This is a genomic window from Desulfopila sp. IMCC35008 (assembly GCF_010646885.2).
In the GTDB taxonomy this organism is placed as follows: Bacteria; Desulfobacterota; Desulfobulbia; order Desulfobulbales; family Desulfocapsaceae; genus Desulfopila.
Genome location: NZ_CP050700.1, coordinates 4,676,463 through 4,689,580, shown reverse-complemented (window position 1 = coordinate 4,689,580; position 13,118 = coordinate 4,676,463). Strand labels below are relative to the sequence as shown.

Below are 13,118 nucleotides of genomic sequence, written 5' to 3'. Positions count from 1 at the left end.
CTCAGAGAGGACGGAAATCATGGCGAACCTGAAAGGTACACAGACAGAAAAGAATATCCTCACAGCGTTTATCGGGGAATCACAGGCACGTAACCGTTACACATATTATGCGTCGCAGGCCAAGAAAGACGGGTATGTGCAGATACAGCATGTCTTTGCTGAGACTGCTGAGCAGGAGAAAGAACATGCCAAGCGCCTGTTCAAGCTCCTTGAGGGTGGGGAAGTGGAGGTGGCCGGGACGTTTCCTGCCGGTGTCATTGGAACAACGGCTGAAAATCTTACCGAGGCTGCAACCGGTGAGAATTATGAGCACACCACTATGTATCCTGAATTTGCAGCCACTGCGCGGGAAGAAGGGTTTGGTAATATAGCCGATATCTTCCTGGCAATAGGTGTAGCCGAAAAGCAGCATGAGAAGCGATATAAGGATTTGTTGGCCAATATCGAGGCGGGCAGGGTTTTTAAGAGAGATGAGAAGGTGACATGGCGCTGTCGCAACTGTGGCTATCTGCACGAAGGTGAAGAGGCCCTTGAGGTGTGTCCCGCCTGTGCTCATGGCAAGGCTCATTTTGAGTTGCTGGCTGAAAACTGGTAGGGCTAACCTGGTTGGGCTGAGAAAATTGGCTCAAGAGGAAAAATGACCTTCAGTGGGTATCCAGTTGGAGGTCATTTCTGGGGAGGCACGATCGCTCATGAAGAAATATCCATGTACCACATGCCGTTTTCGGGCAAAGTATGATGCGGCCCCCACATCTCTTCTGGGGCGTATCTGGCGATGGCACGCGGGCTGGTGTCCAGGGTTTAACGGCTATCTCAAGTCACTTCCTGAATCTGAGAGAGAAGAACTTCTTGCCCTGTACAAATTGAAAGGAAGGTAATGGTGGCCGATCCATTACTGCCTGGGGCAGTATTCTACACCGCGAGCTGGTGTTTCCTGCACAGTCTGCTTCTTTCTGACGGTTTTGCCCGTCTCGTGCGGCCTCTTGTCGGTGACAGATGGAGATGGCACAGGATTGTTTATAACCTCGTTGCCGCAGCTACTCTGTTGCCACTCCTCGTCTATCTGCATCTCATCAGTGAACCACCCCTCTTTAAATGGCAGGGCTGGCTCTCCTGTATTCGATATTTCCTTTTGCTAACTGGTATCCTGCTTTTTATCAGTGGGAGCAGGGTCTACGATTTTCAGCGTTTCACAGGCCTGAGCCAACTCCGCTCCGGCGAACACTCTGTCCTGCTTTCAGGGGAAGGGGATACTCCGTTTCAGCAGTATGGCATTCTCGGTGTGACCCGTCATCCATGGTATGGGGGCGGTATCCTGCTTATTTGGTCTATGAGAGCGGAGTATGGTGTATCTGTCTGTATCATTTATACCCTCTTCACCGTTTATCTCATTATTGGCGCGTTTCTTGAAGAGAAGAGACTTGCGGCGGTTTTCAGGGAGGAGTACAGCAGATACAGGGGAGAGGTGTCTATGTTTTTTCCCTTTAAGTGGCTCATGAAATGTTTGTCTGGGAAAAGGTAACGGGTGGTACTTTCAACAGGAGCACCACCCGTATTGTCATATATAAAAGTATTAAAGGCCGAGAGAAGCCAGTTCGGGTCCAAGATAGGTACGCTCATTTTCGCCGAGGATTCCAAGCGAGAGGCAGATCAGTGTCCAGAAATGGACAACATGGTAGTGACCACCATAATATTGACCGACATCCTCCATCTGTGAGTGGCAGTTGTGGCAGGGCGTTAACACGTAGTCAGCCTGGGTGGCCATGATCTGGTCGAACTTTCGCTTACCATAGGCCCTTCGGTGTTCGGTCATTCCCGCCTGCAGGAAACCGCCACCACCACCGCAGCAATAATTTGCGCTGCGGTTGGGCTGCATGTCGATAAAATTGTCTTCACCCACCAGCGTTTTGGCCACAAATCTCAGGTCGTCAGCAATGGAGTCACCGTATGCTTTCCGTACAATCTGGCACGGATCCTGTACCGTGAACTTAATATTCTTGGTGTTCCAGTCAGAGGTGACAGGCAGTTTGCCTTCCCTGATCCATTGAGCGTAGTATGTGACCAGGCTTTCGATTCTGAAGTTGGCTTCCATGCCGAATTTGTGAACAGCGTTCCACATGGTGTAGTAGGAGTGTCCGCATTCGGTGTTGAGCCAGACTTCGCATTCCAGCTCGTTTACCGCGTCCACTCGTTTCTTGATAACTTCATACCACGCTTCCTCGTCGCCGGAAAACATGCAGAAGTTCTCTGCCGCCCAGCCTTTTGAGCTGTAGGTCCAATCTGCACCGACGAGATCAAAAATCTTCCACAACGGCACCATCTCATCGGGCTCACTCATTGGTTCGCGTGAATTCTGGTTCACGAAAAAATGAGCGCCTTTCTTGTCAATGGGAGCGACCATGTCCTTGAATCGTGGCTGTTGTTCGCGAACCTCTTCAAGCACGTCATCCACGACGAAGACAAAGTCATCAGGCGGCAAACCCATGGCGCTGGTGGAGTCGGTGGAGCGTGCCAGCTCGCACGAGCGGGTAATACCTCGTGGTTTCTTGTCATGCGGCCAGTTGGAACGAGCAATAAATACCAGTTGCGAGATATCGATATTCATCGGGCAGACATGTTGGCAACGCTTGCATTGAGTGCAGAGCCACACCCATGGTGAGGTTGAGAGCTCCTCATCCATGCCGAGCATGGCCATACGGATAAATTTGCGTGGGTCCATATTTTCCAGGCCGGAGGCCGGACAACCGGATGAACAGAGACCGCAGGTGAGGCAGGCGTCGAAACTGGCTCCTTCCGGAAGCAATTCGAGCGCTCTTTCCTTGAAGTTGATGATAGGTGTTTTCGTGTCAGACATTTATCGGTCCCTGTTATTTTCGATCTTCGATTACTTTGCGGGCTCCCTGCACTGCCTTGAAGGCTGTGGCAATGGCCACTCCGGCACCACAACGGCCACGGATCCAGTCCTGGTGCGCGAGCACTATTCCGGCTGCGAAAAGTCTGGGATCGACGATGTTGCCATCAGCAGTTAACGGTCGGAACTGATCATCCACCTCAATACCGCTATAATGGATATCGTGACCTCTGGAGTCCATGTACTGTTCTCTGTACCAGTCATTGCGGGTCTCGGGTTGGCTTACATGCAACCCAAGCAAGGGTTCACTTATTCCTTCAATTTTCGCCTCCAGGCCACCGCTTAGGAACCGGCCGCTGGCGAGTATTACCGTCTGGCTCGAGATCCTGATCGGGCCGTAATTGTCGGTAAGGTGCAGCTCGACTGTATCGATATCGAACTCAACCTTTTTCACTTTTTGCTGGGGGATGAGGGTGATACCCTTTTGGGGAAATACCTGTTCGAACATCTCGCGCAGTCGGATGCCGGGTACCGAAGGCGGCATGGTCGGTATCTCAAAGAGCGGTTTCCCAATCAGGGCTGATAACCGGTTCATAACCTCGTCCGGATTATGCATGCCCATGATAGCTGGCATGCCAACGACCTCTGCGTCACCGAGTATCTCTTTGACAGTTTCTGCAAGCCGTTCCTGGACGGCGGGAACCTCAAGAGCCCGGGCCATAACTTCCGGATAAATCTCACCGCTTTCCATGTCGGGAAAGGAAACCCTGGCTGCGCTAAGCGATGGCCAGTCGTTTTGCAGGTTGGCGACAACCTCGCGGCTGCTGAAGCCGCGTAATCCTTTAAAGTCTATGATGATACATTTTGATTTGGACTTAAACGCTTTTACCCCGGCAAGCATGGTTCCTGGAACGGAATAGGTCGGTTTACTGGTTCCGGCCGGGGTGATGGCTGTTTTATTGGTGCCATCCGGTTTTGTGTAGATAATTCCTGCTTTACTTATAAATGAGACAACCTGGTCAAAGGCTTCGGTTACTTCTTCTTTGGAAAGCCGGCAAAGCGGGTTCTGGGGATATTGCTCCTGCAGCTTTTCAATACCCTCCCAGGGGCTGTCCAGTTTTGTAGGCGTTTCTCCCGGCAGGTTGCCGAGGAGGTCGAGGTAGCCGGTGGTGTAGGCTATGGCCCCTGTATTTCCAGTCTGTGCTGTTGAAATACCCTGGTTTAATGCAAAAATAGAGGCGGAACAGCCGGCAAGACCGGAACCGATCACCGTGAGCTCCGAGGTAAAGTGACGTGTCTGTTGCTTCATGCTGGCTCCGTTATTCTTCGTTGTTGTGTTGTGAGGATTTCTCAGCTGGGAGTTGATCCAGTCCGAGCAGGCCGCAGTGCAGAGCTTCTGCCAACTCCATCTGAGCCATCTGCTGACCCCATATAACGGTACGAAGACCTTTGAATCGTTCGTTAAAGAAATCACGCATATGGGTCAGGCCCGTCTGGTCTTTATAATATCCTCGATCATAAAGGTAGGAACCTATGCGGATACCGCAAAAAGATCCCTGGCATGGCCCTTTCCCTGCACGGGATCGGAGAGCAATGGCCTCAAGTGTCATCTCCTTTTCAGCGCCCGGCGCACATTGGACAATCTGGTCTATGGCCGATTGCGGAACCATTTCACATTCGCAAAGGATCATGTCGTCGGCATTGTTTGCCTTGTACCAGTACCGGGGAGAGGCCCCGGGCTCTGTCCAGCGGCAGGCATCTCCGCTGGTTAGTGGTTCTGTTCGAGTCGCGCAGGGGGTGGTATTGCCGAGTCGTTTTGCGACAAGGTCCACTGTTTTTTCCGCCATGAGCCTGAAGGTTGTAAGTTTGCCGCCGGTTATGGTGCAGAAGTTGACCAGTCCCTGATCCTCATGGTCCATGAGGGAAAAGGAACGGGCTACACTGCGGTCGTCACCAGCCTCGCCACTCATCACAAGCGGGCGAACCCTGGAGAATGCCCTTATGTACCGGGCAGTAGCGAGAGAGGGAATCATCGCGATACCCTCTTTAACATTCATATCCACCTCTTCGATGGTCGGCTTGGTATTTTCCAGTATCTCGGTGCGGACAGAAGTTGTTCCAAGCACCGAGACCGTTCCGCCAGGTACCAGGATGTCACCGTCAGAAGGTGGGCGCAGCCGGTTAATAACCATCTTGGTCAGCCGGTCATGGCTGATAAGCAGGGTCCCCTTTGAGTAGAGCAGGTTCACGTCCTGACAGTCAGCCAATCGGGCAATATCCATGGCCCAGGCACCACCGGCATTTATGTACTGCTTGGCTACAATGCGGATTTTCTGGTGTGTCTGGTTGTCGATACAGATAGCTGCTGCAATTGTATCACCGGATTTTTCAAATTCACAGACGGCCGTATGCGGATAATAGACTGAATCATTAATTACCCTTGCGTGGTTTACGTTTTCAAGCGCCAGCCGAAACGGGTCTATAGTTGCATCAGGCACCTTGTAGGCAGCGATCAGTTCTTCAGAGAGGTGAGGTTCCAGCTCCCGGGCCTGTTCAGGATCAATCTGTTCACACTCAATTGCTGCTTTTTTACAGAGCTCGGGAAACTTCTTGATGAAGGATTCATCATCCCCTTTTACAGCCACAAAAAGCCCACCTGTATCTTCAATACATTGGGGGGCGAGTCGTTTAAGTATTGCACCTTCCTCTCGGCATTCAATAGCCGAGTGGGGATCACTTAGGACGTAGCGGGCCCCGGAGTGCAGCAGGCCGTGATTGCCTCCGGAAGCACCTGCGCAGAGATCCTGTTTATCTATAAGGACAGCGTGAATTCCCCGGAGGGCCAGGTCGCGCATGATGCCTGTTCCGGTGGCACCGCCACCTATTACCAGAACATCTGTGGTTACAGTCTGAAGATCGAGGTCGGAAGACGTCATTGTGGATGCCTTTTACCGTTGGAGTGGAGGCCGCCGTAAGATTGTTGTCGCAATAAGAAACAGCAGCCGGTTATTGCGTATTTTTTTTCATATCCGTATTATTTATACTGCTTTCAATCTAAGTTCAAGTGAAATCGGAAATATCGTCAAATGAAACTTCCCTGGGTGGAATGTGAAACATGCTGGCATGAAAAAAGCCCCCTGGGCGCTCAGGCGCCAAGGGGGCTTTTGAAGGATGAACTTCTTTCCCGGACTATGGGTTATCAGCCAGCAACGAGAGGATCAACGATACCCATTGCGTAGATGGCAACCAGTCCGAGTACGCCGGCAAACAGAACGTAGTAGACAGTCGGGATAATGGTCATACGGAGGGTCTTGCCTTCCTGGCCGAGAAGGCCAACGGTTGCAGATGCTGCAACAACGTTATGGATGGCAATCATGTTTCCGGCAGCAGCACCGATTGCCTGAAGGGCTACCATAATGGCACCGGAAATCGCAAGCTGGTTCGCTACTTCAAACTGGAACTGGCTCAGCATCATGTTTGATACGGTGTTTGAACCAGCGATGAATGCACCGAGGGCACCGACGGTCGGGGCAAAAATCGGGTAGATGGAACCAAATGTTTCTGAAACGAAGCTTGCCATCGCAACCGGCATGGAAACCATATCTGCAGCGTTGACACCTGAGTTGATCAGGATACGAACCATCGGTATTGTAAAGACAAGAACGAAACCTGCGCCAATCAGGGTTTTGCCAGCGTCGGTCGCTGCAGACACGAACTGATTTGGTTTCATCTTGTGGAGGAATACTGTAACGATGGAAACAAACAGCAGGATGCCACCAGGCAGGTAGAGGGGCTTGATCATGTAGCCCATGCCGCTCACGCCGAGAATATCCTTTAAGCCAAAGGCAACGCTGGCGAGCATGCCCTTTAAATCAGGAGAGACACGGCTGGCCACAAGAATGGCTGCGACAAGGAGGTACGGGAACCATGCCATTGGCAAGGAAATTTTTTTCTCATCAGCGCTCGGAACTTTCGGTTTGATGGTGCCAAACCAGCCTTTTGGCCACTCTTCTTCGGCCGGGAAATCCCAGGTGGTCTTTGGCAGGAGGAAACCGACTTTGGCAGCGGGTACAACGATAGCCATACCGACCAGTGCACCGACGAGGGACGGGAACTCGGGACCGAGGAAAACACCGGTAAGAGCATAGGGGATGGTGAATGCAGCACCGGTAAACAGGGCAAACGGGAACATGGCGAAGCCTTCAGCCCAACTCTTGTTCTTACCAAAGAAACGGGTCAGCATGATGACCATCAGAAAAGGCATCAGGGTGCCGACAATGGCATGACCGACAGCAACCTCAGAGGTTATAAGTTGGAGAAAAGCTTCCCAGCTGGAACCGAGATCTGTCAGCCGTGCACCGAGGGCCTGGTTGTCGAGACCGTTGGTGACACCGATTACGATCGGGGTGCCGACTGCACCGAATGAGACCGGAGTAGACTGGATCATCATGCCGATCATAACTGCTCCCAGGGCAGGAAAGCCAATGGCGACCATCAGCGGTGCGGCGATAGCGGCAGGTGTGCCGAAGCCAGATGCACCTTCAATAAAGCAACCAAAGAGCCAGGCAATAATCAATGCCTGGACACGGCGGTCGGGGCTGATGTTGACAAATCCTGCGCGGATGGTGGTGATGGCTCCTGAGTTCTGAAGCGTGTTTAATAAGAGAATGGCACCAAAGATAATCCAGAGAACGGCAATGGTGATCAGTACGCCCTGGATGGTTGACGCCATAACGCGGGTGACGCTCATCTCCCAGAAGGCAAGAGCAATGCCGGCTGCGGTTAAATAAACCACAGGCATTGCACGGCGGGCCGGCCAGTTAAGACCGACGAGCAGCACAGCTGCTACGATAATTGGTGTTGCGGCCAGTAAGGCTTGAATCGCTGTTGACATGAAACGACCTCTCTAAAATGGTTGTTGCGAGTGGATGCAAAGTGCACCACCATTTATCGTAGAAATGAAAAGGTCGGATGTGTAGCCTGGTGCAGAGTGACCGTCTGAATCGGATCGTCTATGGAAAAGAAGTGACAGGTAAGGAAAGACAGGGGATTTCAGCTGTTATGCATAGGACATTATCTGCTGAAAGCGTATCTTGGAAACCGGTACACCGTCTTTTAGGCGGATGAGCCGATGCAGAGCCTGCGGAAACGAACCGACAGACATTTCTACATTCTTGAATCCTCAAAACTCTTTTGTGCAGGGGTTGCCTCTGGCATAGCAGCTCGCTGCAACATCAGATCATGCAATAACAACTCAGGTTACATCACAGGGAGCCTTGGTCATTTTATGGTAAGGGAAATGACTTCTGGTTCACTGGTCTGACAAGCGTCCTGATGTTGGGTGGGGGATACTGCAAAACCAACATTCAGGAGTAAAGGTATTATATGAGACCTGTTCTTGTCAAGTAAATTTGTTTTATAGTATTCGCTTAAAAAGCTTGTGAGAAAGAGATTGCATGATTAGCAATGGTCTATCATCTTGATTTTTGTTGCGAAGAAAGATAAAGGTATTACAAAAGTACCAGTAGTCTCTATGTGAAAAATATATCCGGAGTATGGTTTTTCTGGTCTGTTTGTCGGTTGGATAGAAATTCGGTTTCAAAATTGGCAGTAATACTCTTCCCCAGAATAAGGGGAAGACGTGGAATTGTTTACTTGAAAACGTGTCGTTCCCCAAAATATGAAACCATTGTTTCAAGCTTGCGACCGGCTATAAGCAGTCTTACCGTTCATAGGGTACAATGGGTAATAACTACTGAAACCTGAAAAACAAAATTGAGGAGTACAAGATGAAAGCATCGATAGAAACAAGTTGGAAGCAGAATCTGGCTTTTGATTCAATGGTGGGTGAGCATAGTGTCATTACAGATGCGCCCAGTGAGTTTGGTGGTGATGACAGCGGCGCCAGTCCCAAGAAACTGATGATGGCGTCGCTTGCGGGCTGTACCGGTATAGACGTAGTCTCCATCTTGAAAAAGATGAGGGTGGACATCGATGATTTGAGAATCAGGGTTGATGCTGAGCTGACAGATGAAGAGCCGTCGCTCTACTCCTCAATGCACCTTACTTATATGTTCAAAGGTGATAATCTTGATATGGCCAAGTTGGAGAAGGCGGTAAGGCTGTCTGAAGAAAAATACTGTGGTGTCAGTATGATGTACAAGAAGATGATGGATATTACCTGGGAGATCAAGATTCAGGAGTAGCTCTGGCCTGAGTCGTAATACTCTAACCCTGAATTTCCCGTCATTTCAGGCGGGGACGGATTTAGAGTTTTTTGGACGTAGATAATAGCAGGCTATATCTAGTATTAAAATACTGTCGAAGACGGTGCCTTATAGGCTGACCTGTGGTGAACATTGTGTCGATTCAGTAGCTGACAATGCAGTGCTGAATCCCTGGTAATGATTGATTTAAAACAAGATAAACACAGTGGTCATGAGGCAGCCGGGTTAAAGATTTGAGCTTAGAACACCAAGAAGCCCCGAAACGTCTGAAGGTTACGGCGCTTCTTGGTAGTATCGATTTGAGATTATCTGCTGCTCAGGGTGCGCTGTACCGCATCTTTCCAGCCCGCATATTTCCGATCACGCACATCCTCTTCAAGCGTCGGTGCAAAACGGCATTCCCGTCGCCAGCTCTCTGAGAATTTTTTCGGTTCCGGATAGAATCCTTCATAAAGGCCTGCCAGATAAGCGGCCCCAACAGCGGTGGTTTCCAGGATCTCAGGTCTGTCCACAGGTGCATCGAGAATATCTGCCAGGAACTGCATGGTCCAGTTGGAGGCCACCATGCCGCCATCTACTCGAAGGATGGTATCACCCATGGAAGCCCAGTCGCCCCGCATGGCATCCAGTAGGTCTTTGGTCTGGTAGCATACCGATTCAAGAGCTGCCCGCGAGAGTTCTGCAGGCCCAGTAGCTCGGGTAATACCGAAGATTGCGCCTCGTGCGTCGGGGTCCCAGTGTGGGGCGCCAAGACCGGTAAAGGCGGGTACCAGATACACATCCTGGTTTATGTCAGCCTTGCGGGCCAGTTTGCCGGTCTCGTTTGCGGCCTCGATGAGGCCCATGGCATCCCGCATCCACTGAACAGCGGCACCGGCCACAAATATCGAACCTTCAAGAGCGTAGGTGTTTTTCCCATTTAATCGGTAACCGATGGTGGTCAGGAGCCGGTTGTTGGAGGTGACCGCTTCGTCGCCTGTATTGAGAACCACAAAACAACCTGTGCCGTAGGTGGACTTGATCATGCCCGGTTCAAAACAGGCCTGGCCGACGAGTGCCGCCTGCTGGTCCCCGGCTACTCCCCGTAGCGGAATAGCACCACCAAACAGCTCGGCTTCGGTCATGCCGAAATCATCGGAGGAATCCTTGACTTCAGGCAGGATTGAGGCGGGTATGTTTAGCATTTCAAGCAATTCGTCATCCCAGCAGTTATCGTGGATGTTGTACACCATGGTGCGTGAGGCGTTGGTCGCATCGGTTGCGTGAATTTTTCCACCTGTTAGGCGCCAAAGCAGAAAAGTGTCGACGGTACCGAAAGCCAGTTTGCCAGCCTCCGCTTTTTCACGTGCACCTTCGACGTTATCGAGCATCCAGGCTATCTTGGTGCCGGAGAAATAGGCGTCGAGAAGCAAACCGGTTTTCTCAGTTATTATTGAACCGTGGCCGCTATCATCAAGTTTTGAGCAGTAGTCAGCAGTTCGCCGGTCCTGCCAGACGATGGCTTTATGAATCGGTTCACCGGTTTCACGATCCCAGATTATGGTAGTTTCACGCTGGTTCGTGATGCCAATGGCCGTGATTTTCTCTGCAGCGATACAGGTGTCTTTCAATACCTGTCTGCAGGTTGAGAGCGTACTCTGCCAGATATCCTCAGGTTCGTGCTCCACCCAGCCGGACTGGGGAAAGTACTGTTTGAATTCCTGTTGGGCAACACCCACTATTTCAAAGGACTTGTTAAAGATGATTGCACGGCTCGAGGTCGTGCCCTGATCAATTGCGAGTATATAGGCCATGGGATTCTCCTTCGGCAAACGAACTCTGGAAATAAAAGGTTATTGAAACAAAAACAGGCTGAAAGGTCGCAACCTCCAGCCTGTTATTTATAAGACAACATTACAGGTTATGCGTTCTTAAGCAAACCCGATAACCTGTAACTGATAGAGCATTACTTCTTGGCGGCATCTGCCCAGCTTTTTACGAGCTCGTCGTAATCAACTGTCATACCCTGCGGCTTCTCATTGGCCAGTTTGGCTTTCGGGGAACCTGGCAGGTTGAGCCAGTAGGTTGCATCCTGCTTCTTGTTCAGTTTTGGACCGCACTCACCCTGAACGCCTGCCCGCTCCAGACGCTGGAGAACCTTATCCTGCTGGGTTGCGAGGGAATCCATAGCTTCCTGTGGGGTCTTGTCGCCGGTTACTGCATCAGCTACGTTCTGCCACCAGAGTTGGGCCAGTTTCGGGTAATCAGGAACGTTGGTTCCGGTCGGGGTCCACTGTACACGGGCCGGGCTACGGTAGAATTCAACAAGACCACCAAGTTTCGGTGCACGCTCGGTAAAGGACTCATGCCAGATATCACTGTTGCGGATCGGGGTGAGACCTTCGTGTGTTTTTTTCAGGCTGACGGTTTTGGAAATTACAAACTGTGCGTAAAGCCATGCCGCCTTGCGACGGTCAACAGGTGTTGATTGCATCAGGGTCCAGGAACCTGCATCCTGATAACCGAGTTTCATGCCTTCTGTCCAGTAAGGGCCATGTGGGGACGGAGCCATACGCCATTTAGGGTTGTCATTCTCGTCCATAACCGGGGTACCTGGCTTCGCTGCATCAGCGGTGAAGGCGGTATACCAGAAAATCTGCTGAGCAATGGCGCCTTGTGCCGGAACCGGACCGGCTTCGCTGAAAGTCATGCCGGAGGCCTCTGGTGGAGCATATTTTTTCAGCCAGTCAATGTACTTGGTGAGTGCATATACAGCAGGGGGTGCGTTGGTAGCACCACCACGCTCAACACTGGAGCCAACAGGATTGCAACCATCAACCCTGATTCCCCACTCATCTACAGGCAGACCGTTTGGAATACCTTCATCACCTCCACCAGCCATGGAGAACCATGCATCGGTGAAGCGCCAGCCAAGAGACGGGTCTTTCTTGCCGTAATCCATATGGCCGTAGACGCGCTTGCCGTCGATTTCTTTTACTTTATCGGTGAAAAATTCAGCAATATCTTCATAGGCGGACCAGTTTACAGGGACACCAAGCTCATAACCATAGATTTCCTTGAATTTTGCCTGCAGTTCAGGACGTTTGAACCAGTCATAGCGGAACCAGTAGAGGTTGGCGAACTGCTGATCTGGAATCTGATACAGTTTGCCGTCCGGGCCGGTGGTAAAGGAAAGTCCCATGAAGTCATCGAGATCAAGGCCAGGATTTGTTACCTGCTGGCCATCACCTGCCATCCAGTCGGTGAGGTTAACCGCCTGCTGATAACGGAAATGGGTTCCGATAAGGTCGGAGTCATTAATGTATGCATCGTAGATATTCTTGCCGGACTGCATCTGGGTCTGCAGTTTCTCAATAACATCACCCTCACCGATCAGGTCATGGGTGATGTTGATGCCGGTAATCTCGGTAAATGCTTTGGCGAGAGTCTTGGACTCATACTCATGAGTTGTGATGGTCTCGGAGACAACGTTAATCTCCATACCCTTGAATGGTTCGGCGGCCTTGATGAACCATTCCATCTCTTTCATCTGTTCTTCTTTGGACAGGGTTGATGGCTGAAATTCACCATCCACCCATTTCTTTGCCGCGTCCATGTCTGCCGCTGCCGGGCCAGCCAGGAAGGCAACTACTGCTGCTGCTGTCGCAAACTTTTTGATCATTACGATTCTCCTCTATTGTTTTGCAGGTTACCTGCTGCCGTCTCCTCCCGGCAGCAGGACATTCAACAACTTATGTTTTGTACAACAGGGGTACATCTATACAAACATGAAAACACAAAGAGCGTAAATAAGGGCTACACAAAATGCCCCCCAGAGGGTGACGCTTGTTACGGCGATCCACAGGATGTGGATAAAAGCTGAACCGAGCAGCGAAATAAAAAGTCTGTCGCCTCTGGTTGTTTCAAAACCGAATATACCTTTACGGGGTGCTCCACCAGGCTTTCTGATTTCCCAAATAATCATGGTAATAAGGAAGCAGAGTATGGAGATAAAAAATATTGCAGTGGGTTTGGTCCACGCCATCCAGCTGAGATCCATG

At 50.9% G+C, this 13,118-nt stretch carries 11 protein-coding genes; 4 read left to right on the top strand and 7 right to left on the bottom strand.

Translation table 11 applies throughout. The features are described from left to right. The first annotated feature begins 19 nt into the window (after window positions 1–19). The 3 genes from rbr to GA520_RS20225 all read left to right on the top strand — a co-directional run bounded on the left by rbr (window position 20) and on the right by GA520_RS20225 (window position 1,522). Window positions 20–595, top strand: coding sequence for a rubrerythrin (rbr, locus tag GA520_RS20235; RefSeq protein ID WP_163337401.1), 576 nt, complete (start codon window positions 20–22; stop codon window positions 593–595). Window positions 596–692: 97 nt separating this feature from the next. Further along, window positions 693–878, top strand: coding sequence for a hypothetical protein (locus tag GA520_RS20230; RefSeq protein ID WP_163337400.1), 186 nt, complete (start codon window positions 693–695; stop codon window positions 876–878). Further along, entirely contained in the window at window positions 878–1,522 is a 645-nt protein-coding gene (locus GA520_RS20225) for an isoprenylcysteine carboxylmethyltransferase family protein (RefSeq protein WP_163337399.1), read from the top strand. The genes GA520_RS20230 and GA520_RS20225 overlap by 1 nt, the downstream gene beginning before the upstream one ends. 51 nt (window positions 1,523–1,573) lie before the next feature. Here GA520_RS20225 and GA520_RS20220 read toward each other — a convergent pair whose 3' ends face one another. From GA520_RS20220 to GA520_RS20205, 4 genes are all read right to left on the bottom strand, one after another. Continuing rightward, window positions 1,574–2,854, bottom strand: a complete 1,281-nt coding sequence (locus GA520_RS20220; RefSeq protein WP_163337398.1) for a (Fe-S)-binding protein — start codon at window positions 2,852–2,854, stop codon at window positions 1,574–1,576. 13 nt (window positions 2,855–2,867) lie between these two features. Beyond that, window positions 2,868–4,160 (bottom strand): glycerol-3-phosphate dehydrogenase subunit GlpB, encoded by a 1,293-nt coding sequence (glpB, locus tag GA520_RS20215; protein ID WP_163337397.1) that lies wholly within the window; start codon window positions 4,158–4,160, stop codon window positions 2,868–2,870. Window positions 4,161–4,170: 10 nt separating this feature from the next. Continuing rightward, on the bottom strand, window positions 4,171–5,787 hold the full coding sequence (glpA, locus tag GA520_RS20210; RefSeq protein ID WP_163337396.1) for an anaerobic glycerol-3-phosphate dehydrogenase subunit A: 1,617 nt from the start codon (window positions 5,785–5,787) through the stop codon (window positions 4,171–4,173). A gap of 263 nt (window positions 5,788–6,050) precedes the next feature. Beyond that, complete coding sequence (locus tag GA520_RS20205) at window positions 6,051–7,745, bottom strand: L-lactate permease (protein WP_163337395.1); 1,695 nt, start codon at window positions 7,743–7,745, stop codon at window positions 6,051–6,053. An 895-nt stretch (window positions 7,746–8,640) separates the two neighbouring features. Between GA520_RS20205 and GA520_RS20200 the strand changes: the two genes are divergently transcribed. After that, window positions 8,641–9,057 (top strand): OsmC family protein, encoded by a 417-nt coding sequence (locus GA520_RS20200; RefSeq protein ID WP_163337394.1) that lies wholly within the window; start codon window positions 8,641–8,643, stop codon window positions 9,055–9,057. A 326-nt stretch (window positions 9,058–9,383) separates the two neighbouring features. Here the strand turns inward: GA520_RS20200 and glpK are convergent, their stop codons facing one another. From glpK to GA520_RS20185, 3 genes are all read right to left on the bottom strand, one after another. Beyond that, entirely contained in the window at window positions 9,384–10,871 is a 1,488-nt protein-coding gene (glpK, locus tag GA520_RS20195) for a glycerol kinase GlpK (RefSeq protein WP_163337393.1), read from the bottom strand. Window positions 10,872–11,023: 152 nt separating this feature from the next. Then, entirely contained in the window at window positions 11,024–12,739 is a 1,716-nt protein-coding gene (locus GA520_RS20190) for an ABC transporter substrate-binding protein (protein ID WP_163337392.1), read from the bottom strand. A 96-nt stretch (window positions 12,740–12,835) separates the two neighbouring features. Then, complete coding sequence (locus GA520_RS20185) at window positions 12,836–13,117, bottom strand: DUF2160 domain-containing protein (protein ID WP_163337391.1); 282 nt, start codon at window positions 13,115–13,117, stop codon at window positions 12,836–12,838. Window position 13,118: the final 1 nt, after the last annotated feature.

Coding starts and splice junctions, on each gene's coding strand:
- rbr (WP_163337401.1), top strand. CDS start 20: ATGGCGAACCTGAAAGGTACACAGACAGAAAAGAATATCCTCACAGCG.
- GA520_RS20230 (WP_163337400.1), top strand. CDS start 693: ATGAAGAAATATCCATGTACCACATGCCGTTTTCGGGCAAAGTATGAT.
- GA520_RS20225 (WP_163337399.1), top strand. CDS start 878: ATGGTGGCCGATCCATTACTGCCTGGGGCAGTATTCTACACCGCGAGC.
- GA520_RS20220 (WP_163337398.1), bottom strand. CDS start 2,854: ATGTCTGACACGAAAACACCTATCATCAACTTCAAGGAAAGAGCGCTC.
- glpB (WP_163337397.1), bottom strand. CDS start 4,160: ATGAAGCAACAGACACGTCACTTTACCTCGGAGCTCACGGTGATCGGT.
- glpA (WP_163337396.1), bottom strand. CDS start 5,787: ATGACGTCTTCCGACCTCGATCTTCAGACTGTAACCACAGATGTTCTG.
- GA520_RS20205 (WP_163337395.1), bottom strand. CDS start 7,745: ATGTCAACAGCGATTCAAGCCTTACTGGCCGCAACACCAATTATCGTA.
- GA520_RS20200 (WP_163337394.1), top strand. CDS start 8,641: ATGAAAGCATCGATAGAAACAAGTTGGAAGCAGAATCTGGCTTTTGAT.
- glpK (WP_163337393.1), bottom strand. CDS start 10,871: ATGGCCTATATACTCGCAATTGATCAGGGCACGACCTCGAGCCGTGCA.
- GA520_RS20190 (WP_163337392.1), bottom strand. CDS start 12,739: ATGATCAAAAAGTTTGCGACAGCAGCAGCAGTAGTTGCCTTCCTGGCT.
- GA520_RS20185 (WP_163337391.1), bottom strand. CDS start 13,117: ATGGATCTCAGCTGGATGGCGTGGACCAAACCCACTGCAATATTTTTT.